The organism is Polaromonas sp. YR568 (genome assembly GCF_943369675.1).
GTDB lineage: Bacteria > Pseudomonadota > Gammaproteobacteria > Burkholderiales > Burkholderiaceae_C > Polaromonas.
In genome coordinates this window covers 39,153-60,086 of the sequence record NZ_CALROB020000018.1, presented here as the reverse complement: position 1 = coordinate 60,086, position 20,934 = coordinate 39,153, and the positions used below count along the sequence as shown (strand labels likewise).

Annotated in this window: 22 protein-coding genes; 12 read left to right on the top strand and 10 right to left on the bottom strand. The window is 65.5% G+C overall.

The annotated features are described in order from the left end of the window. Positions 1 to 42: 42 nt before the first annotated feature. Together ACLV8F_RS11810 and ACLV8F_RS11805 are read right to left on the bottom strand one after the other, a co-directional pair. Positions 43 to 1,047 carry a LacI family DNA-binding transcriptional regulator gene (locus ACLV8F_RS11810; RefSeq protein ID WP_411884413.1) on the bottom strand — a complete coding sequence of 335 codons (1,005 nt, stop codon included), beginning with the start codon at positions 1,045 to 1,047 and terminating at the stop codon, positions 43 to 45. A 105-nt stretch (positions 1,048 to 1,152) separates the two neighbouring features. Further along, positions 1,153 to 1,398: a hypothetical protein gene (locus ACLV8F_RS11805; RefSeq protein WP_411880617.1), complete on the bottom strand. Its 246-nt coding sequence runs from the start codon at positions 1,396 to 1,398 to the stop codon at positions 1,153 to 1,155. Positions 1,399 to 1,664: 266 nt separating this feature from the next. Here ACLV8F_RS11805 and ACLV8F_RS11800 point away from each other — a divergent pair, with 266 nt between their 5' ends. The 7 genes from ACLV8F_RS11800 (at position 1,665) to ACLV8F_RS11770 (ending at position 6,700) form a co-directional block, all read left to right on the top strand. Beyond that, positions 1,665 to 2,219: a hypothetical protein gene (locus tag ACLV8F_RS11800; RefSeq protein ID WP_411884412.1), complete on the top strand. Its 555-nt coding sequence runs from the start codon at positions 1,665 to 1,667 to the stop codon at positions 2,217 to 2,219. 93 nt (positions 2,220 to 2,312) lie between these two features. Continuing rightward, on the top strand, positions 2,313 to 2,765 hold the full coding sequence (locus tag ACLV8F_RS11795) for a hypothetical protein (protein ID WP_411884411.1): 453 nt from the start codon (positions 2,313 to 2,315) through the stop codon (positions 2,763 to 2,765). A 105-nt stretch (positions 2,766 to 2,870) separates the two neighbouring features. After that, entirely contained in the window at positions 2,871 to 3,875 is a 1,005-nt protein-coding gene (locus ACLV8F_RS11790) for a transporter (protein ID WP_411884410.1), read from the top strand. Positions 3,876 to 3,929: 54 nt separating this feature from the next. After that, entirely contained in the window at positions 3,930 to 4,277 is a 348-nt protein-coding gene (locus ACLV8F_RS11785; protein WP_411880613.1) for a winged helix-turn-helix domain-containing protein, read from the top strand. Between the two features lie 172 nt (positions 4,278 to 4,449). Further along, positions 4,450 to 5,133, top strand: coding sequence for a molybdate ABC transporter permease subunit (gene modB / locus ACLV8F_RS11780; protein ID WP_411884409.1), 684 nt, complete (start codon positions 4,450 to 4,452; stop codon positions 5,131 to 5,133). Positions 5,134 to 5,150: 17 nt separating this feature from the next. Then, positions 5,151 to 5,924 carry a molybdate ABC transporter substrate-binding protein gene (gene modA / locus ACLV8F_RS11775; RefSeq protein ID WP_411884408.1) on the top strand — a complete coding sequence of 258 codons (774 nt, stop codon included), beginning with the start codon at positions 5,151 to 5,153 and terminating at the stop codon, positions 5,922 to 5,924. Next, a complete protein-coding gene (locus tag ACLV8F_RS11770; RefSeq protein WP_411884407.1) occupies positions 5,921 to 6,700 on the top strand; it encodes an ABC transporter ATP-binding protein in 780 nt (259 codons plus the stop codon). Before modA ends, ACLV8F_RS11770 begins: the two co-directional genes overlap by 4 nt. A gap of 11 nt (positions 6,701 to 6,711) precedes the next feature. Here ACLV8F_RS11770 and msrA read toward each other — a convergent pair whose 3' ends face one another. Further along, positions 6,712 to 7,422 carry a peptide-methionine (S)-S-oxide reductase MsrA gene (gene msrA / locus ACLV8F_RS11765; protein ID WP_411884406.1) on the bottom strand — a complete coding sequence of 237 codons (711 nt, stop codon included), beginning with the start codon at positions 7,420 to 7,422 and terminating at the stop codon, positions 6,712 to 6,714. 123 nt (positions 7,423 to 7,545) lie between these two features. Here msrA and ACLV8F_RS11760 point away from each other — a divergent pair, with 123 nt between their 5' ends. Then, entirely contained in the window at positions 7,546 to 7,905 is a 360-nt protein-coding gene (locus ACLV8F_RS11760) for a FlxA-like family protein (protein ID WP_411884405.1), read from the top strand. A gap of 35 nt (positions 7,906 to 7,940) precedes the next feature. Here the strand turns inward: ACLV8F_RS11760 and ACLV8F_RS11755 are convergent, their stop codons facing one another. After that, on the bottom strand, positions 7,941 to 8,378 hold the full coding sequence (locus ACLV8F_RS11755) for a hypothetical protein (protein WP_411884404.1): 438 nt from the start codon (positions 8,376 to 8,378) through the stop codon (positions 7,941 to 7,943). Beyond that, positions 8,375 to 9,343 (bottom strand): quinone oxidoreductase family protein, encoded by a 969-nt coding sequence (locus ACLV8F_RS11750; RefSeq protein ID WP_411884403.1) that lies wholly within the window; start codon positions 9,341 to 9,343, stop codon positions 8,375 to 8,377. Before ACLV8F_RS11750 ends, ACLV8F_RS11755 begins: the two co-directional genes overlap by 4 nt. Before the next feature lie 134 nt (positions 9,344 to 9,477). Here ACLV8F_RS11750 and ACLV8F_RS11745 point away from each other — a divergent pair, with 134 nt between their 5' ends. Further along, complete coding sequence (locus ACLV8F_RS11745) at positions 9,478 to 10,407, top strand: AraC family transcriptional regulator (protein WP_411884402.1); 930 nt, start codon at positions 9,478 to 9,480, stop codon at positions 10,405 to 10,407. 26 nt (positions 10,408 to 10,433) lie between these two features. Here ACLV8F_RS11745 and ACLV8F_RS11740 read toward each other — a convergent pair whose 3' ends face one another. Beyond that, entirely contained in the window at positions 10,434 to 11,660 is a 1,227-nt protein-coding gene (locus tag ACLV8F_RS11740; RefSeq protein WP_411884401.1) for an arabinose transporter, read from the bottom strand. A 105-nt stretch (positions 11,661 to 11,765) separates the two neighbouring features. Continuing rightward, on the bottom strand, positions 11,766 to 12,431 hold the full coding sequence (locus ACLV8F_RS11735; RefSeq protein ID WP_411884400.1) for an O-methyltransferase: 666 nt from the start codon (positions 12,429 to 12,431) through the stop codon (positions 11,766 to 11,768). A 128-nt stretch (positions 12,432 to 12,559) separates the two neighbouring features. Here ACLV8F_RS11735 and ACLV8F_RS11730 point away from each other — a divergent pair, with 128 nt between their 5' ends. From ACLV8F_RS11730 to ACLV8F_RS11720, 3 genes are all read left to right on the top strand, one after another. Continuing rightward, positions 12,560 to 13,216, top strand: coding sequence for a TetR family transcriptional regulator (locus tag ACLV8F_RS11730; protein WP_411884399.1), 657 nt, complete (start codon positions 12,560 to 12,562; stop codon positions 13,214 to 13,216). Next, positions 13,213 to 15,183: an ATP-binding protein gene (locus tag ACLV8F_RS11725; protein WP_411884398.1), complete on the top strand. Its 1,971-nt coding sequence runs from the start codon at positions 13,213 to 13,215 to the stop codon at positions 15,181 to 15,183. Before ACLV8F_RS11730 ends, ACLV8F_RS11725 begins: the two co-directional genes overlap by 4 nt. Before the next feature lie 169 nt (positions 15,184 to 15,352). After that, complete coding sequence (locus ACLV8F_RS11720) at positions 15,353 to 15,745, top strand: GFA family protein (RefSeq protein ID WP_411884397.1); 393 nt, start codon at positions 15,353 to 15,355, stop codon at positions 15,743 to 15,745. A 76-nt stretch (positions 15,746 to 15,821) separates the two neighbouring features. Here ACLV8F_RS11720 and ACLV8F_RS11715 read toward each other — a convergent pair whose 3' ends face one another. From ACLV8F_RS11715 to ACLV8F_RS11705, 3 genes are all read right to left on the bottom strand, one after another. Further along, entirely contained in the window at positions 15,822 to 16,037 is a 216-nt protein-coding gene (locus ACLV8F_RS11715) for a hypothetical protein (RefSeq protein WP_411884396.1), read from the bottom strand. A 182-nt stretch (positions 16,038 to 16,219) separates the two neighbouring features. Then, the gene (locus ACLV8F_RS11710) at positions 16,220 to 17,056 is read right to left on the bottom strand and encodes a M12 family metallopeptidase (protein WP_411884395.1); all 837 of its coding nucleotides are present in this window, start codon (positions 17,054 to 17,056) and stop codon (positions 16,220 to 16,222) included. Between the two features lie 39 nt (positions 17,057 to 17,095). Continuing rightward, positions 17,096 to 20,662, bottom strand: a complete 3,567-nt coding sequence (locus ACLV8F_RS11705; RefSeq protein WP_411884394.1) for a CHAT domain-containing protein — start codon at positions 20,660 to 20,662, stop codon at positions 17,096 to 17,098. Positions 20,663 to 20,934: the final 272 nt, after the last annotated feature.

The window sequence follows — 20,934 nt, the reverse complement described above, 5'->3', positions numbered from 1 at the left end:
GAAACTCCGTGGTGGTGGTGAGGTGAAAAGTCAGGGACGGGATTACGGGATGGATGAAGGCGCGGCGCAGGATTCGCCTTCGCGGAAACCGTGCGCCAGCGACAGGCTGCTGTCGGGTGTCAGGGCCGCGCCGCCGGTCAGCGCCTGCACCAGCAGCTCGACGCTGCAGCGGCCTATGTCGGCGTTGGGCTGGGTGATGGTGCTCAGCATGGGCGTGAGGTCTTCGCCGAGCGCGATGCCGTCAAAGCCCACCACCGTCAAGTCGCGCGGCACCGCCAGGCCCGCGAGGTGCGCGGCGCGCAGGCTGCGGATGGCCAGCAGGTCGTTGGAGCAGACCAATGCGCTGGGCCGCGGCCGGCGGTTCAACAATTCAGTGATCTCGCTGACGGCGGTTTCCACAAAGGGCACTTCCAGCACTTGCGGATCGGCCAGGCCGGCGGCTTCCATGCCTTGCAGGAAACCGCGGCGGCGCTGCTGGGCGCGGTCCGATGCGCTGAGCTGGCCGCTGACCATCGCGATGTCGCGGTGCCCCAGGCCCGCGAGACGCAGCACGAGTTGCGCCACGGCCTGTTCGCTGTCGACCGAAATGCAGGGATGTTCCTCGTGGCGGTTGTAGGCCAGCACATAAGGAAGGCCCGCGACGCAAAGCCGCTGCAGGGCTCTGGAAGTCTCCGGGCTGGAGACCACCAGGATCATGCCGTCGACGTTGCCGGCCAGCAGCAGGTTGACGGCCTGCTCTTCCTGCTCAAGCCGATAGTCGGTGGTCAGCGGCAGGATGGCATAGCCGGCGCGGGTGGCCGAACGCGCGATGCCTTCGAGGCATTCGGCGAACACGGGATTGAGCAGGGTGGGCAGCACGACGCCCAGCACGCGGCTGCGTTGCGTGCGCAGCGTGCGCGCACTGGCATTGGGCATGTAGCCCCTCTCGAGCGCCGCCTTTTCCACCAGCTCGCGGGTTTGCGGGCTGACTTTTTCGGGCGCATTGAAGACCCGCGACACCGTTGCCACCGATACGCCCGCCTGGTCCGCCACCGCCTGAATGCTCACTCGCGCTCCTCATGTAATCGTTTACATTGGAGCCGCCGAACATGACCGCCTTATGACATGCGCGCGCGATCAGGGCTTGAAAAAACGGCCGCAGCCGTCAAAGAATCAAAGTTCGTTGACCTGCACCGCGAGGTCGTGCAGCTTGGCTTTGCCCATGTAATAGCGGTCCAGCCGCCATTCCTTGAGGATGTCGATCGCCAGGTCGAAGTCGTCGTAGTCGAGCTGGTAAAGCTCGCCCAGTTCGAATTTTTCATCCGACTCAAGGGCGCGCACCAGGCGCGCGAGCGCGGCGGCCTCCGGCGTCGTGGGATCTTTGGCAATCAGCTTGCGGGCTTTCTTTATTGCGTTCAAGGGTGAACTCCTGGTGGGCGGATCAATGGGCACGCAGAAGGCTCCTGCGCGTGGCTTCAAAATTATGTCGACCGCATGACGGCGTTGTCTATCGTGAACAGCCAAAAGTAACCAAATACCTTGATGCATATCAAGTCGAGGGGCGGCCCGGCGGCGGCACCTCATGCGCACGAGAGCGAAAACCGCCGGCCGCGCATGTCACAGCCAGGACATCAAGCCTTCGTACGATGAACGCTTGTTTACAACATGAGTCTCGCGAGGCCCGCATGACGCTCCACCGGTCGGACAAAGCCAGGGACGAATTGGCATCCAGGAACCGGGTGCTGAATTTGCGCGAACGCAGCGCGCTGTTCCTGGCGGACGGGCTGCGCACGCATGAGGAAGTGCAGGCGCTGCTACAGGACGACGGCGCCATCCTGCGCAAGCTCATGGAGGCCGGCTACCTGTTCATCAGTGAAAGCCCCCAGGCCCTGGAATCGCCCCGCCCCGCATTCCAGAACACGGAGCCGGGAATGCTGCCGCCCGCACAGCCAACCCCGCCGCCCGATACGGCGGCGGCGAAGGGTGCGGACAACTTCGACGGCAAACGCTCCCTGGCGACGACGCGCATGTTCCTGTTCGACATCTGCGAGCGCATGTTCGTGCGCAAGATGCCGGCCATGGCCACCCATTACCGCGACCAGCTTCGGGAAGCGCGCACCCGCGAATCCATGGTCGCGATCGCGCGCGACATCATCCTGAACGTGGAAGAACTCGCGGGCCCGGAGCGCGCCGACGGCCTGCGCGAGCGCATTGCGATGCTGCTGCCGTCCGAGCAGTGAGCGGCCGGCATGGGCTGGTTTGCCGGAATACACGCCAGTGTCATCTTGCGCGGGCAAGATCGGTTCTTTGCCATTGCCCACCTCTTGCCCGCCATGTCCCGCTTTCCCACTTCACTCGCCCCGCGCGGCGCCCTGACCCCAAAGAGCGTGCAGATCCTGGCGGTGGCGGCGCTGGACGAAATGGTCACCAGCCTCGTGAAGGCGAGCAAGCTCAGGATTTCCCCGGGCTTCCTGGACTGGGTCGCCGACGAGGCCACGCCGCTGGTGGAACTGTCGGTGGAGCGCTTTTTCCGCAACGACCGTTTTATGGCGAGCCTGCGGGCGGGCGACCCGAAGATCGCGATCTCGCTGTGGGTGCGCCACTGGGTGTGCCCGCGCATCACGGCCAACTTCGCGCAGCTTGCGCCGCATGTGGCCGGGTTTTCCGAAAGCGGCCCCGCACCGCTGGCGGCGGAGCCGCCCCGGCCCGCGCCGGCCGTGGCGCCACGCCATCGCTTTCCCCGGCAGCTGCAATCCGGCATAACCGCGGCAAGCCCCTGTCACTGAACTGTCACGCGCACCCCACACACTGGACGGCCGCCTCTGAATGAGGCGGCGGCAGGACGCCGGCGCTTTCGTGCCGCCCTGTTACTACTTCACGCGCATCCCTGAATGGACATCACTTACGGCGCCGACAGGACCGGCCTGCTCTGCGGCTACCGGTTTGAAAACGGCGCGCCCGGCGTGCCGGTGGATCTCATGGAAGCGGCCGCCTGGCTCAAGAGCGAGGCGCCCAAGGGAAAATCCGACTTCGTCTGGCTGCACTTCAACCTGAGCGACGCGGCGGCGGAGGCGAGCATACGCAAGCAGCTGGACGCGGTGCCGGAGTTTTTCGAAGCGCTGCACGAGGGCTCGCGCTCCACACGCATCGAGGACGCGCACGACACGCTGATCGCCGTGGTCAACGACGTGGCCTACGAGTTCGCCTTCGACCCGGCCGAGATGTCCAGCCTGTGGCTCAACGTGGCGCCGCACATGGCGCTGAGCGCGCGCTCACACCCGCTGCGCTCCATAGACAGGCTGCGCGACGCCATCAAGAACGGCAAGCCGCTGGAATCCTCGGTGTCCTTCCTCAACCACCTGCTGCGCGAGCAGGGCGATGTGCTGGTGCGCATCGTGCGCGACGCGACCGTGCAGGTCGACGTGGTGGAAGACAAATTCCTGGTGGGCCGGCTGCACAACCGCCGCGCCGACCTGGGCAAGCTGCGCCGCGTGCTGGTGCGGCTGCAGCGCCTGCTGGCGCCCGAGCCCGGCGCGCTGTTCCGCCTGCTGCGCGTGCCGCCGCCCTGGGTCAGCGAGGGCGACCTGGAAGAACTGCGCCAGGCCACCGAGGAGTTTTCGCTGACCATACGCGACATGTCGGAGCTCAAGGAACGCATCAAGCTGCTGCAGGAAGAAATCGCCGCGCAGGTGAGCGAAGCCACCAACCGCAGCGTCTTTATCCTGACCATGGTGACGGTGCTGGCGCTACCCATCAACATCGTGGCCGGCCTGCTGGGCATGAACGTGGGCGGCGTGCCGCTGGCCGACTCGCCGCACGGCTTCCTGGTGATCGTGGTGATCATCGGCCTCTTCACCGCGTTTGCGGCCTGGTACGTTTACCGGCAGAAGCAGTAGCCTTGCCGGGCGGCACACGGCCGGAAGGCGGCGTGATCCTGCACAATCCCGGACATGAAACCCAAAGTCCAGTTCCGCCTGCGCATTTACCGGGACGACAGCATCGCCATCGGCCCCGGCAAGGTCGCGCTGCTGGAGGCCATCGCCGAAACCGGCTCGATTTCGGCGGCGGCGCGGCAGATCGGCATGTCCTACCGGCGCGCCTGGGTGCTGGTCGACGAGACCAACAAGGCGCTCAGCTCGCCGGCCGTGCAGACCCTGGCCGGCGGCTCGCACGGCGGCGGCACCGCCCTGACCCCGGTGGGGGAAGAGCTGGTCAAGCGCTACCGCTCCGTCGAGAACACCGCGCGCGTGGCCGCCACCGCCGACATCGCGGCGCTGACCCGGCTGCTGGCGCCCTGAGTTCCGCCAGCGCTGTATCTTTCAGTGCATAAGGCCGACGCGGCGGGGTACATGCCACTCACCGCCTCCACGAAAAATCCCCACCAGCCCCCGAAATACGGGTTTACCCGAAATCTGAAAGCCTGTTAAGGCCACGCCGTCGCGGCCCATGCGACAATTCCGCCGTATACCCATGAACACAACGACTTCCCTGCTGGCTTCGACCGACTGGTTCCCGCTGGGCCTTTCGCTCAAGGTCTCGGCCTTTGCCACGCTGCTGGCGCTGATCGCCGGCGTGGCGCTGGGCTGGGTGTTCGCGCGCAAGCGTTTTCCCGGCCGCACCGTGCTGGAAGCCGTGTTCATGCTGCCGCTGGTCTTGCCGCCCACGGTGCTAGGCTACGGCATCCTGATGCTGGCGGGCCGGCGCAGCCCCCTGGGCGCCTGGCTGCGCGAACACCTCGACTACACCATCATCTTCAGCTGGCATGGGGCGGTGGTGGCCTCGGCCGTGGTGGCGCTGCCGCTGGTGCTCAAGTCGGCCAGCGCGGCCTTCGCCAATGTCGACCGCTCGCTGGAAGCGGCGGCCAGCACGCTGCGCCAGTCGCCGCTCTCCGTTTTCCTGCGCGTGACGCTGCCGCTGGCCTGGCCGGGCATCCTGGCCGGCACCCTGCTCGCGTTTGCGCGCGCCATGGGCGAGTTCGGTGCCTCGCTGATGGTGGCCGGCTCCATCCCCAAACAGACGCAAACCCTGTCCATGGCCATCTATGACGCGGTGCAGGCCGGCAACGACGACGTCGCGCTGATGCTGGTCATCGTGACCTCCGTGATTTCCATCACCGTGCTGGTTCTGGCGAACCGGTTTTTCTCTTTACGCTAACCTCAAGGACCTGAACCATGCGCCCAGCTCGCCTCCATTCCCGCCTTCTTTCCCGCCTCCTGCCGCTCGTCCTTGCACTGGCATTGCCCCTGGGCGCGGCCGCGCAGCAGATCACCGTCTCCGCCGCGGCCAGCCTGACCGACGCCTTCAAGGAGTTGGGGCCCAAATTCGAAGCCGCCAAGCCGGGCGCCACGGTGCGCTTCAACTTCGCCGCATCGGGCGTGCTGCTGCAGCAGATCAGCCAGGGCGCGCCTGTCGACGTCTTCGCCAGCGCGGACCAGGAAACCATGGTGCGCGCCGCCGACCAGAAACTCGTGGACACCGACACGCGCAAGAACTTCGCCACCAACAGCCTGGTGCTGATAGAGCCGGCCAGGGACGGTGTGGGCATCAAGCGCCTGCAGGACCTCTCCGGCCCCGCCGTCAGGAAGATTGCCGTCGGCAAGGTCGCGACCGTGCCGGTGGGCCGCTACACCAAACAGGCGCTGGACGCGGCCAACTTGTGGACCACGCTGGAGCCCAAATTCGTCCAGGCCGACAGCGTGCGCCAGGTGCTGGACTATGTCGGCCGCGGCGAGGTCGAGGCGGGTTTTGTCTATCGCACCGACGCCGCCGTCATGGGCGACAAGGTCAGGATCGTGCTGTCGCCTGAAGGCCATACGCCGGTCGCCTACCCGGTGGCCGTGGTGGCGGACAGCAAACAAAAAGCCGTCGCCCGGGACTTCGTCAACTTCCTGTCCACCGACGCCGCCCAGCAGGTGCTCACCAAATATGGTTTCGGCAAGCCGTGATTGACGTAGCCCTGCAGTTGTCAGTCAGCGACGGTCAGCGACGCTTCGACCTGCGCGTCGCCTTCTCGACCGACGCGCCGTTCGCGGCCCTGTACGGGCCTTCGGGCTCCGGCAAGACGTTGACACTGCAGGCCATCGCGGGATTGCTGCATCCCGCCAAAGGCCACATCAAGATAGACGGCCGCACGCTCTACGATTCGGCGGCCGGCATCCACATGCCGCCCTCGCAGCGGCGCATCGGCTACCTGTTCCAGGACTATGCGCTGTTCCCCCACCTGTCCGTGCGCAAGAACATCGAGTTCGGCCTGACGAGCTGGCGACGCGGCCTTGCGGAACAAGACCGCGCCCAGGTGCAGTCGCTGCTGGAGCGTTTCGACCTCGCCGCCATGGCCGGTAGCCGGCCGGACACCCTCTCCGGCGGCCAGCGGCAGCGCGTTGCACTGGCCCGCGCGCTGGCCTGCCAGCCGCAAATCCTGTTGCTGGACGAGCCTTTCGCCTCACTCAATCCCATGCTGCGGCAATCGCTGCGCGCGGAACTCGCGGAGGTGCGGCGCCAATGGGGCATACCGGCGCTCATGATCACGCACGACGTGGAAGACGTGCTGGAACTGGCCGACGTGGCGTTTGTCTACGGGCACGGGCAGATTGAAAAAGAAGTCAACCTGCGCACCGCAGAAAGCCGCGAATTCACGCGCGCGAAGCTGGGCGTGGAAACGCCTGCAGAAGCCCCGCTGAAACAGAAGCTGCGCCGGCTTCTGCTGGGCGGCGCACCGTAAGATGCCGGCCTCTAGCCGGGCGGCGCGGCACCCACCAGCGCCGGCGCCGCGCGGTAGCGCTTCGGGAAGACCTTCTTGAGGTTGTCCAGCTTGGGAATGTCGTTTTCCAGGATGTAGGCATCGTCGGGATGACGCGTCAGGTAATTCTGGTGGTAGGCCTCGGCCGGGTAAAAAACCTTCATTGTCTCGGTGGTGGTCACGATGGGGGCCTTGAACACCTTGGCCTTGTCCAGTTGCGCGACATAGGCCTTTGCCACCTGAAGCTGTTCGGCATTGGAAGGAAAAATCGCCGACCGGTACTGGGTGCCGGTGTCCGGGCCCTGGCGGTTCAGTTCGGTGGGGTTGTGCGCCACCGAAAAGTAAATCTGCAGGATCTGGCCGTAGCTGATTTTGGCGGGGTCATACGTGATGCGCACCGCCTCCGCATGGCCGGTGTTGCCGCCGCTGACGGCTTCGTAGTTGGCCGATTTGGCGTCGCCGCCCGCATAGCCCGACACCGCGCCGCTGACGCCCTCAACGTGCTGGAACACGCCCTGCACGCCCCAGAAACAGCCACCCGCAATCACGGCGGTTTCCGACTTGGCGGACGGCGCCGGCGCCATGTCGCGGGCGGGCGCCGGCAGCACCACGGCGGTTTCCACGGCAAATGACAGGCTGGCGAAGCCCGCTATCGCTGCGGCGAGAAGTGCCGCGCGTGTGGCCGTTTTGAAAGTTGGGTTCATAAGCCGCATTTTGTCCTGTTTACGCCGGCGGTGGGTGCAGGGCCATGCGGCCTTCACCGGCCCTCAAGTATTTGACTGTCCTGCCGTTAACCGTGGGATGGAACTCACAACACAAGGAGCAGCATGGTTGCGGCAGTGACTTCGGGCGGCAGCGCTTCGGCGGCCGGCGGCAAAAGTGTCAACGCGCAGGTCGCCGCCCTGCAAAAGCAGTTCAGTGCCATGCAGAAGCAGATGGTGGGCCTGCAAAAGCAGTTGACGGAAACCACCAATGCCGAGACGCGGAAAGCGATTCAATTGCAGGTGGATGCCGTCAGCGCGCAGATGCAGATGATCCAGCAGCAGATCGCCATGCTGCGCAGCCAGGGCGGCGCTGCGGACGCGGTGAAAGATGCCCCGGCCGTCGAAAGCGCGAAGGCGGCCGCGGAAGCCGGCGGGAAACAACGCGACCTGATGCTGGGCAGCCTGGTCGACACGCAGGCTTGAGGCTGCGCCGCCCCTCTTGCACGGGGATACGCGGTTCAGGCCCTGGCCGGGGCCATGGCGCTTTTGACGCACGTGAATCCGCTCTCTCCATCAGGCGTTAGCAGCCCGTAGTGAGCCGGGATTTCTTCGGGTGCAAGCACGCCCGCCGGGGCGACGATATAAAACCCTTCGCAAACCCATTCCGCGACAGCGCGCTTGTTGCATTGCGCCATCAGCGCGAGGAAATCGGAACGGGTGACGGCCACCTGGTACAGGTGGGCTTCCTGATGCCGCACGGCGCGCTCCTCAAAGCGCGAGAAGACATCGAATTGCACCGTGTGCAGTTGCGCCCTGATGCAGGGCTCGACGTTCGACAGGGAGGCCGTCAGCGTGACCTTGACGTTCTCCTCGCAGCTGCGGCCTTTGGCGCGCAGGAAGGCGATCAACCGGGCGGTCAGCGCCGCGCGCTTCGGGGCGTCCGCTGAAGCCGTCACGGCAGCAGCAAAAGTTTGCCCGTGGTGCGGCGGCTCTCCAGGTCGGCGTGCGCCTGTGCCGCATCGGCGAGTGGATAAACACCGCCCACCGTGACCTTGAGGTCGCCGCGCGCAATCCAGTCGAACAACCGGGCGGCGTGGCTGCGCAACAGCGCGTGGGTGTGCACGTGGTCCCTGAAGACCGCGTAACCGATCTTGATGCTTTTGGGCAGGTCGAGCAGGTTCAAGGGGCCAGGCGCGCCCAGCACCGGCCCGAACCAGCAGAAGGTCCCATTGCGGCGCAGCGACGCGAGCGAGCCCTCGAAAGTTGCGGGGCCGGAGCCGTCGAACACCACGTGCACACCCTCGCCGCCGGTCAGGCGCAGCACCTCGGCGGCAAAGTTGCCGCCGTCGTCGACGATCACGTGATCCACTCCGGCGGCCTTGGCCACCGCCACCTTGCCGGCGTGCGAAACCCGGCCTATCACCGTACCGCCGCGCAGTTTGATGATCTGGCTAAGCAACAGCCCCAACCCGCCGGCCGCCGCATGCACGAGCGCGACGTCGCCGGGCTGGACGGGATAAAAGTCGGTGGCGAAATGGCTGGCAGTCAGGCCCTGCATCATGACGGCCGCCGCGGTGCGGTCATCGACCGCGTCCGGCACCGGCACCAACGCATCCGCATCGACGGCAATGCGCTGGGCATAGCTGCCCGGCCCATACACCCAGGCGACGCGCTGGCCCGGGCGAACGGATTGCACCTGGGAACCGACGGCCAGCACGCGGCCGGCACCTTCCACGCCCAGGGTCTTGGGGTCGGGCATCTCCGTCCAGAACTGCCCTCGGCGCACCCCGGTGTCCATGAAATTCACGCCGGCGGCGGTGATTTCAACCAGGGCCTGGTTGGGGCCCGGCACGGGTTCGGGCTGGTCCGTCAGGGCCATGACCTCAAGGCCGCCCGGTGCCGACATCTGTACTGATTTCATAAAGAGACTTTCATTTGAGTCAAAAAAAAGCAATCCACAGGACTGTTCAGGCAGGGAAGTTTAGGCACAATACCGATACGTTCAAGTTGCAAAAGTCCACAGTTTTTGCTCACTCGTCCAAAGCCTGTCCACACATGGATCCCCTCACAGACATCCTCACCGGCATGCGCATCCGCCAAGCCCAGTTCACGCGCCTGGATGCCAGCGCCCCCTGGGGCCTGAACTCCGGTGGCGAGTCCGGCGTCAAGTTCGTATTGGTGGTGCGCGGCTCGGCGATCCTCACGTCGGCAAGCCATCCCGAGCCCATCGCCCTGCAGGGCGGCGACGTCTTCATGATGTTTGACGACGAGGCTTACCAGATGCACGACCACGAGAGCTCGCTGACGATGGCCTGCGTGGAGGTGGAAAAGCTGCGCGTCGGCAACCGGATTGCGCTGGGCGGCGGCGGTGCGGCGACCTCGTTCGTGAGCGGCCTCTTCCAGATCGATGCGCTGCAGGCCAGGCCGCTGCTCGATGCCCTGCCCAGGCTGCTGCATTTAAAACTCGACCAGCACCGCAGCCTGGCCTTCCAGTCGGTGCTGGAGTTGCTGGCCGTGGAAACGGAGGGGCCGGGCCTGGGCTCCGACGCGGTTGTCAGCCGCCTGTTCGAACTGCTGTTCGTGCATGCGATCCGCGCCTACTCCTCACACCCGGACGCGCCCACGCGGGGCTGGCTGGCGGCCATCGGAGACCGCCACCTGGCGCTCGCGGTCAAGGCCATGCATGGGGATCCCGCACGGGACTGGACGGTGGAGTCATTGGCCCAGGAGGCCGGCATGTCGCGCTCGGCGTTTGCCGCGCGCTTTCGCGCCGTGGTGGGCCAGACGCCGCTGGACTACCTCACGCACTGGCGCGTGTACTGCGCGACGCGCCTCATGCAGCAACGCAACGCCTCGCTGGCCGACGTGGCGCAGCGCGTGGGCTATGAATCGGCCGCCGCGTTCAACCGCGTGTTCAAGCGCGAGACGGGCCTGACCCCGGGCGCATTCCGCAAGGCGGCCGAACAGGAGTCCGCGGCGGTGTAGGCCACGCCGGGAACGCCGGCCAGAAATCACCCTTGCCGCATTCCCTTCGATGGCCCCTCAGCCAGCAGCTTCAAGGCGACGGCCAGCGCCAATGCGACGGTGACGGCGCCGGCCAGGTAGACGGAACCGATCCCGCGTACGCCGGCCAACGCACCCGCCAGCGGACCGGTCACGCCCAGGGCAATATCCAGGAACGCCACATACGCCCCCATGGCGAGGCTGCGGGTTTGCGGTGGGGCGCGCCGCGCCGCTTCGACACCGAAGCCCGGGAAGGCCAGCGAATAACCGAAGCCGGTCAATGCCGCGCCCAGATAAGCGAGGGCCGGTGTGTCGGCGCCCCAGATCAGCAGCAGCCCCACGGCTTCAATGGCGACGCTCACCAACGCGACCTGTGCGCCGCCGACCTTGTCGGGTAAATGCCCGAAGAAAATCCGCGCTGCTATGAAAGCAAAGCCGAAGGCGGTAAATGCCAGCGATGCATCGCCCCAGTTTTTGGCGGCGAACAGAAGGGCGATAAAAGCCGCGATCAAGCCGAAGCCCACGCTCGACAACGCCAATCCGATACCGGGCCACAACACGACGCTGAGCACCGTGTAAAACGGTGTTCGCCGGGTTGCCGTGGGCGGCACGGCACGAACGCCCGATACGGCGGCCCATGCGAGCAGCGGCGTCAACACCGTGGCCGCGGCAATGCCCGCAAAGCCCCAATGGCCGTTGACCATGACGCCGACGGGCGCGCCCAGGGAATAGGCGCCGAAGATGGCGATGCCGATCCACACCATCACCTTGCCGGTGTTCTGCGGCCCGACCAGGCCGACAGCCCAGCCCATGGCGCCGGTGGTGATCAGGCTTTCACCCAGGGCCAGCACGATGCGACCCAGCAGCAACAGCCACACCGCCGCCGCGGGGTCAGGGGCCCACAGTGATGCGGCGTAAGGCAGGCCCGAGGCGGCGACCAACAGAAAGCCGGCGATGACGGCGCGCCTGGCGCCTCGCATGTCGGCAAAGTTGCCGGCCCAGGAACGCGACAGCAGCGCCGCCACAAACTGCGATCCGGTGACCGAGCCCACGACCAGCGTTCCCATGCCCAGCGTGTCGTGCAGATGAAGGGGGAGAACCGGCAACTGCATCCCCATGGCCAGGAAAGCGACGAATACCGCCAGCGTGATCGGCAGCAGTTGCAGGAAGACGCCTGCTGCAGGTGCTGCGGGGGCGGCCGGGGTTGGCGGGTATGGCATTCGTTTTTGCGTCATGGCGTGTTCGCCCGGCGCAGCAACCCGGCCGATCCAGGCCGGCCGGTGATGGAGATGTTCATGAGTGCAAATTCCAGTTTCAAAGTTGTTGGCGAAGCGGCAAGCTCATCCGAGCCGCATGGACAGTTCGACGTCGTTGCCGAACTGCACCGACAGGTAGCCGCTGCCCGGTGAACGTACACGCGCCAGGTAGTCGGGGCTGTAGCCGGCGTTGTCGGCGACGACCAGCGCACCCGGCATGAGGCGGCTTTCCACCAGGTCCAGGACGTCGTTGTAAAGGGCCTTGGCGCCGTCGAGCAGCACCAGGTCGACCGCCTCGGGAAGATCAACGCCCAGGGTCTTGAGCGCGTCGCCCTCACGGACTTCCACCAGGTCGATCAGGCCGCCTTCGCTCAGGTGCGCTTTCGCCCCGGCGACCTTGGAGGGTTCAAACTCGCTGGTGATCAGGCGGCCGCCGCCGTTGTCCCGCAAGGCTGCCGCCAGGTGCAGGGTGGAGATGCCGAAGGAGGTGCCGAACTCGACAATCGCGCGCGCCCTGGAGGACCGCGCCAGGGTGTAGAGCAGCACGCCGGTTTCCCGCGAAACCGGGAGCCAGAGGTCTTTGAGCCGCGTATAGAAGTCCAGGTAGTCGGTTTTGCTGTGCATGAGGCGCGTGCGCTCCTCGCGGGAAACGCCCGCCAGCGCGGGGCTGCCGGCTGCGTCTGCCTGTTTGAACAGGCGATCCAGCAAGGGGGCCAGCGGGAAATTGGTGAGGGTGTTCAGGTTGCTCATAAAGCGTCAATGCAATGTTGGATGCCTTGCGGCAAATGGATGAAATGCGTCGAATCCGTCGCATTTAAATGATACGATTGATCCGTCGCATTTACCATTCGCATTCCCGTGCGGACCGGACAGCCACCATGAACCGACGCCAAACGCCCCAGATCTCCTCCCGAAAACAACCGCAACAGGCCCGCTCCACGGATCTCGTGGCGGCCATACTGCAAGCGGCTACTCAGGTTTTGGCCAAGGAGGGGGCGCAGCGCTTCACGACCGCGCGCGTCGCGGAAAAGGCCGGCGTCAGCGTCGGGTCCGTCTACCAGTATTTCCCGAACAAGGCGGCCATCCTGTTCAGGCTGCAGAGCGAAGAATGGCGGCAAACCACGGACATGCTTGCGCGCATCCTGGGTGATGTGAGCGAACCGCCGTTCAAGCGGCTGCGCAGCCTGGTCCATGCCTTCATCCGCTCGGAGTGCGAAGAGGCCGGGATGCGGGTCGCGCTCAATGACGCCGCGCCGCTCTACCGCGATGCGCCCGAGGCGCGTGAAGCGCGAGCCGCGGGTGAAAAGATCTTCAAGGCATTCATCAAGGAAGTGCTTCCCGGCGCATCCCGGGACACCTGTGCGCTGGCCAGCGACCTGATCACCACCACGCTGGGCGCCGCCGGCAAGGAATTTTCGGAAACGCCCCGCACCGACGCGGAGATCAAACGTTATGCCGACGCCATGACTGACATGTTCAGCTTTTACATTGCGGGCCTTGCGCATCGGCAAAGCCCTACCCGGAAGACCGCATGAGATACCGCCCCGCTCCCTTTCTTGCCAATGTGGTGTTCGTCCTTTCCGTGGCCGTGCTGGTGGCCGTGGGCGCCTGGTACCTGGCGGGCGGCGGTGCGCAGCCGGCTTCGGCCAGCCTGCACCTGACGCAGGCCGACTGGCAGGTGGCCGGCGATGCGCCGGATTTCACCGCGCCGCCGCTCACGCAGGACAGCAAGGCCCTGGCGGGCCCCTGGCAGCATGCCGTACTGCCGTCGGCCTTGCCCGCCGCGCCGGATCAAACCGCCGGCAAGGTCCGCACCACCTGGGTCAGGTTGTCCGCGCAGGGGCAGCCCATGCCCTCCGGGCCGCTCGCGCTCTATGGGGCGCGCCTCAAGGTCGAAGGCACGGTGGCGGTGTATGCCGACGGCAGGCTGGTGCACCGGGCGCAGCAACAAGGCCAGTTGTGGAACAGCCTGTTCACGCCGCTCTGGCTGGTGCTGGACAAGCGCGCGGACGACGCGGCTGTCAGCGAAATCCTGGTCCGCCTGGAACACCCGCCCGCGGTGCGTGTCGGCCTGTCGTCGCTGTGGCTGGGCCCGCCCGAGGCCTTGCGCGGGCGCTACTACCTGCGCCAGTGGCTGCAGCGCGAGCTGCCCGCCACACTCAGCGCGGCCTTCCTGGTGGTGGGCATCTTTGCCTTGCTGGTGTGGATGCGGCGCCGCCAGGAAACCGACTACCTGCTGTTCTTCAACCTCGCCACCGTCTCTTTCGCGGGCCACCTGCACTACTACGTGGGCCTGCCCATCCTCAACGACTGGTTTGCCTGGTTGACCAGCAATGCGCTGTTCTGGTTGCTCACGGTGTTTCATTTATTCCTGCGCCGGCTGCACGGCCGCCCGCTCACCTGGCTGACGCGCGCGGTGGTCGGCGTCACCGTGCTGACGAGCGTGCTGACGCTGCCGGTGGTGGCGGTGTTGCCGGTGTTCCCGAGCACGTCCGTGCTGGTGCCGGTGATGTACGCGATCGTGGTGCTGATGGCCGCCACGGTGTGCCTGGTGGGCGGCATCAGCGCCTGGCGCCGCTCCGGCGAAGGCCGGCTGCTGGCCCTCGGCCTGGGCGTGTGCACCTTGCTGGGCGTGCCCGACTGGCTGCTGCACAACAACGTCATCAGCCCCGAGGGATGGTTCCTGGGGGCCTACACGAATGCCGTCACCTTTGCCATGTTCGGTTTCCTGATGTACCGGCGTTACGTCAACGCCATCGGCAAGGTGGAGCAGCTCAACGCCAGCCTGGAACAGGTCAATGCCGGCCTGGCGCAGCGCCTGCAAACGCGCGAAGCCGAACTGGAACTGAGCTACCAGCGGCTGCGCGAAGCGGAGATGCGGCAGACCATCAGCGACGAGCGCCAGCGCCTGATGCAGGACATGCACGACGGCCTGGGCTCCTACCTGATCAGCGCCATCCGTTCCGTGGAGCGCGGCGATGCCAGCGACCTGCAGGTCTCGCAAATCCTCAAGGACTGCCTGGACGACCTGAAGCTGACCATCGACTCCATGGAGCCGGTCGAGGCCGACCTGCTGCTGTTGCTGGCCACGCTGCGCTTCAGGCTGGAACCGCGGCTGGAAGGCACGGGCGTCGCGCTGTTGTGGGAGGTGCGGGAGATGCCCACGCTGGCCTGGCTGGATCCGTCGAGTGCGCTGAACATTTTGCGCATCGTGCAGGAAACCATCGCCAACATCCTGCGCCACACCCGGGCCAGCGAGATCCGGGTCGGCACCGCACTGTCGGCCGAAGGCGTTCAGGTGACCATTGAAGACAACGGCCAGGGATTTGACGTTGAAAAAGCCCTGGGCGCCGCCGCGGGGCGCGGCCTGCACAACCAGCAACGCCGCGCCCAGGCTGTTGATGGAAAGGTGAGCTGGAAGTCGGGGCCCGCGGGGACGCAATTCATGCTGTGGCTGCCGCTGGAGCGCGGCGGCGGCCAGCCCTTGCCCGTTGCGGGCTGAACCACACGCCTGCGGTCTGTTCGCGCCGCGCCGCGCGCGCATCGGCGTGCCCCTACAAGGGTATCAGGGCCCTCCGACAGACCGAAGCCCCGCAGTGGGTAGGCTTGACGTTTTGACCTTGCCTGGAACGCGGGTGGGTTTGCCCGCACAAAGCTTAATGAGACACATCATGGAACGATTCAAAGGTGGTTGCCTGTGCGGCGACGTCCGGATTGAAGCATCGGGACACCCCTACCGGATCGGCCTTTGCCACTGCCTGGACTGCCGCAAGCACCATGGCTCGCTTTTTCATGCATTGGCCGTGTTTCCGCAGGATGCGGTGACCATCGACGGCGAAACACGCGCTTACGCCGGGCGGTTTTTCTGCCCCCGTTGCGGCTCGCCGGTGTTCGCGCGCACCGCCGATGAAATCGAAGTGAATCTGGGATCCCTGGATACCCCCGGCGAACTGGTGCCGACTTACGAAAGCTGGATCGTCCGCCGCGAGCCCTGGCTGCCGCCGTTTCCGCTCACGCGACGGTACGAGCAGGACAGGGACGCCACGAGCCGCTTTGAGGAGTAGTGCCCCGATACCCATTCACGGCGGCCATCACCGGAAACAGGCGGGATGCCGGCCAAGGCTGGCTGGCCAGTAGCCGTTACCAGAGGGCTGAGTCGCGCAGGCTTTCGGTTTGCTCGCGCTCGCGCCGCTGCCGGTGCCAGCGCCACAATTCGAGCAGGGCCAAGGCCACGGCGGCAAGCACAAACACTTCCCAGAGCCTGAGGGGACGGCCAATGACGGCCGGCATCGCGACCCAGAGCAAAGCGCCGAGCAAAGCCGCGGCGACAAGGTTGACGATGAGGGTGGGACGCATGGTTTGAAAGTTCACGGGTCCATTTTCCACGCGGGAGACCCCAAATCGAGGGTGGAAACCACTGATCGTGGTCTGGATGCAACGTCAAACGGTCTGAAAATGTAAGCGCGCCCGGCTTGTTGCCTGCGGATCGGCGCAGATTCGCAGCTGGCGATAAAACGGGCGCCACTCCGTTCGGGCCGTCAACCTGGATACATCTTTTTGACCATCGTCTGGTCGGTGGGCGAAAGCCGGGAGTTTTGGTTGGTGGGGCCCCGGCCATCCGAGAACAGCTGCGCATCGAACGAGTACAGCATGATCGACTTCGCGTCGAACTGCGTGGCCTTGATCCCCTTGGGCGAATACTTCATCAGGACGTTCTGCCGAATACCGTCCTCGTCCCAGTAGTTGGGTGGCCCCTTGAAATATTTCATCACCGCAGCCTCGTTCCATTTTCGATCGAAAGTAGGCGTTTGGTGTTCGTGGATACAGCCCAGCGCATGACCGAACTCGTGCAGGATGACCGCCCGGTCTTCCACGGAGTCGGAATCGTCCCGCACCCAGCCGAAGTTCATCGTCGGCTGGTGCAGCGGAAAATAAGCGGCATTGAGCGCATCGCGCCCAACGGCAGACCAGGAGCCATCGTCGGCATAGAAGGAGATACGCACCTCGGCCGGCCCTTCCTTTATGAACTGCAACTTGACATTGGCGTGCTTCTGCCACTCTTCCGCCACAGTGCGGACCTTCTTTTGCATCTTCGGACTGCCGTCGAGAAAGCGACAGCGCAACTTGAAACCGGGGCCCCACTTCTTCGAGGTGACCACGGCCATGCGTGTTACACGGCCCACCTCGTCGGCAGCCAGCCTCCGGCCGGTCCCGGCTGCCGCCATCATCTCCGCGCGCAGCGCGCGGCGTACATGCCGTTCCGGGTCGAGTTCGTCGGGAACGATACGTTCGAAGCAGATATGCGCGCGCCGCACCACGGCTTGCAGGGGGGTGCCTTCCGCGGATTCAGTTGCAGACCTTGGTTTCCGTGCCATGTCATTTCTCCTGTTTGACGATCAACTCAATTCAAACCTTCAGGCGTTCACCCTGGCTCGCGGATGGCCGTACACGACGTATGCCAGCCACGTGGCATCGCCGTCCTCTCGGGCTTTCTTGCGCGCCGCGGCCGCGGCACTTGCCAACGGCTTGCGCGCATCCACGAATTGCGCGTAAAACTCGTTCATGAAGGCAAGGGCCGGCGTATCGCCAATGGACCAGCCTGTACCGACGAAAACGCCGGCGCCGGCCTGGAGGAACGCTTCAGCAAAGCCCCCCATTCCTTTGAGTGTGTAGCCGCTGATCCCACTTTGGCAGGCATTGAGTACCACGATCGGCTGCATGGCGCCGGAGCGAAGTTCGGCCTCATGGCGGACCGTGGTCGCCAGGATGTCCTCTTCGCTCAGAGAGCCGTCCGAGCGCAGCCTGCCCGGCATCTCCAGCCGTGCCGTTCCGATGTCCATCGGGTTTGCAGCGCCGTGACAGGCGAAATGCAGAAGATCGAAGTTCCCCGGCTTCTCCAGCAAGCTGTACACCGCCTCCGCTTGTGCCGGCACTTCGGTCGCACCAAACCGGTTCTTCAACATGTCAATTTCCTGCTGCGCACCGGGCAGTTCATTCGGCGCCGGATAGGCGGGAATGACATAGCGAGCCTTGCCTTTGCGAACCCGCAGCACCTCCGGCGGGTAGCCGTCTATCAGCCAGCGCACCACGCCGAGTTCGCCAAGGAAGGCCGCGTCCGGCCCCGGCTTGCGCTGCCCAGGGTTACGCAGCAGCACGAGTTCCCAGGGGATGAACGGCTCGGATGACAGCACCTGCACACTCTGGATGCTCTGCAAGTGTTTCCACAGGAGTTGCTTGAGTTCCAACGGGAACAGTTCATCGAACAGTTCGCTGCCTATGGCACGCAAGTCGCGCGCGAAAGCTTCTTTCTCGCTGCGATGCTCCGCCCATCTATCCTCGATGCGCTTGTGGATGGACGCGACATACTCGGCGGGAGCAACGTCAAGGAGCGGCGACTCAAAAGCCTTGCGCACGCGCGCGCTGGGCAAGCTCAGCTCGTAGGCGTATTGGGTCTTGCCGCCCGCCGGTTGACGCTGCCAGATGCGCAGCTCGTCGGTTGCGCGCGGAGTCTCGGGGAATTCGGCGAGGGTGGCGGAAGCCGTCACCGGGCGCGGCGTGCCGGAGCGGGTCTGCACTACGCTGAAGTCGAGCGTGAGCGTCACCAGCGGCAGTGGCCCCTGCCGGACCTGCACCCGAACCTGTCCACTGCCGGCCTCGTTGCCCTTGAGGTCGAAACGCAAACAAGCGGGCGCACCGGATGCAGGAACGGGAATCTCCACGCGGGCGTCGTCCGGGTCCAGCAAGGAGACACGCAGCATCGGTATGCACTCGATGACCAGAGGCTTCGCCGCTTTGACCTTGCCTGCTTTGGTCACGCTTGCACCCCGGCCTGTCGGTTGCAAAACCTCCCGGGCAACGGTGAGCTCTACGGTGTGCACATGTTCGAGCACGTACTCGTCATCGGTTTCCGCCCGGAAATGGCATTCCACCTCTTTGGGCGCCGCCACAGGAGGACTTTGCCTGGATGACGCTTTCTTCGCCGCGGCTTTGACACCGGCGCTGCGGCGACGCCCTGCGGCCGCCGGCCTGGCATTCGGTGCTGCCGCCATCTTTGGCGCCGCGATCTCGTCAGGCGCGGTCACGTTAACCGGCTCACCCTTGTCCATCTCGATGGTCCGGAACCGGCTTGCAAATTTGTCCCGCAAGTCATCCGGGAGCGCCTGTGGCGGTATGGCGCCGGTAGCGGTACCCACGGGAGCCTCCGGTGACCGGCGCGACTCGCTCAATTCGAATGCTTCGTGCACGGTTGCGCCGGGAACCTTGCTCATTTGCGCCAGCCACTCGCGTCCCAGCGAGGCGGGATGGGCATATCGCAACGTCACCGGCTTGCCATCTTCCACGGTGCGCCGCTCGATCACGATCCACGGCTGGCGAGCAGTTTCCACACGCGCCAGTGCGACGTCCACCGGCTGGGTGCTGCGCAGCTTGATGACCGGCATCTCCTCCATCCTCGAGATGACTCCAGCGCGGGCCACCTTGGGCGCCGCCTCCACCTGCGCGTTTATTTCCAGCCATGTCGATAAACTCACGGCGGTCTCCGGCTGGCTGAAGTAAGCGCAGTGATGCACCTTGCCATTTTTCCCAAAGTCGAAGCGTTCGCGGATATACGTCCCCACGGATTCGTCGATCTGCGTCATCGACTCAACGGGGACGACCAGATCGCTGGGCTTGCCGTAGAGCGCGTCAGCCGCCTTGTCGGCCAGTGCGAGCAGCAGCCCATGCGACATCAGTCCGGCGTCCGCCAGCGCCGCGGCGGCATCGAGGTTGAACTCGGAAGTGATGGCGCAATAGTAAGTTTGTTCAGGTTTGGGCTGGCCGGGCTGCGGGCCGTTGATATCGCGGATAAAGCCGCCGCCGGGGTCCATCGCGGCAAGACCGGGAACAGCCGCGTCGGTGATCGCCGCGCTTGCAATGACCTTGACAAGCACGCCGATGCCACTGACCGCCGCGGCCAGGATAGCGCCGGCGGATGCGAAGCCCGGCACCATGGCGGCGACACGGGCGCCAGCGGCCGCCAGATTCGTATAGCGGTCCGCCAGGCGATGCCAGTTCTTCGGATTCGCGAGTTCCGTTCCGCCGTTGGTGGCCCCCACGAAGACGGCGCGCCGCACCACCAGCTTCAGGCGCGACGACGGCATGACGTACTCAATGAGGCTGCGCAACACGAGGCCGCCACGTGAGTAGCTGACCGCATCGACCACCGGCGACTCGCCGAAACCAACGCGCTCAAGACGCGCGGCCAGGGCAATCGCATTGTCCAAGGGCGACTGGCCGAGCGTGGGGTGATCCCAGCCGATGACCAGGTCGTATTTGTGCAATGCGGCCTCGAGGAAAGCGCAGCCCTGCGGCGTGCCGCCCAATGCCCCAAAGCTGCCGACGGTCGAGCTGAAGGTTCCGTGCACCAGCATCAACACGCGAGCGGCCCGGCCGGAAGGCACGGCAACAGGTTCATCGTCCGCAAGCGTGACCCAGGTCCGCGGGTCCGGCGAGGTGATGTGCACCAAGCCCTGTTTCACATCGCGTTCCAGGAGGCTGGCAACACCTCTGACGACGGGCGGGGCCAGAAACCGGAACACATACACCAGCACGTTGCCCACCCCCACTTTGGTGAGCAGCCCTCGGCGCCGGCGGGGCGCCTGCACAGCCGACACCGAAGCCGCCGGCTGCAGTGCGATCTTGAACACCAAGGTGCGCCGGGGAGCGGCGTCCCGGCGCGAGGCGCGTGCGCTGCGGCGCACGTTTGGTGCCTCTGCCGGCGCCGGCCCCTCGGCATCAGACAGCTTCCACTGGTAGACGCCGTCCTGGCTGACCAGCACCACGGCGGATTCGCCTGCAGCCAATGGAACGGAAAGGCTCGCCTCGCCCTCGCCCGTAGCCCCGGCGCCGCGGCGGCGTGCCGCACCGGGTGATACGGCAATGGCATCCACCAGGACGAGCTGCCGGTCTTCCATCGCGTTGACGATGGCCTCCTCTTCCGTCATCGGCGAGACGGGTGCAGCGGCCGCCCGCCGCCGGCCTTTTCCTGCCGGAGACGCCGACGCCAACCCGCCAAGGCGTGCCCGCCGAATCGGAGGTGCGCGCGCGATTTCCGCGCCACCGCGCGTCTCGATGCTTATTCCGGATACCCTTGTCTGCGTGACCATTCGCGGCCTCCAATGACAGTGAGCGTCTGAAGTTCAGGGGGTTGACAAAGTCTGAATGCAAATCCAGCGGGCCAACTGTTTTTGACAATACCCACTTTCCAGCAGGTTTG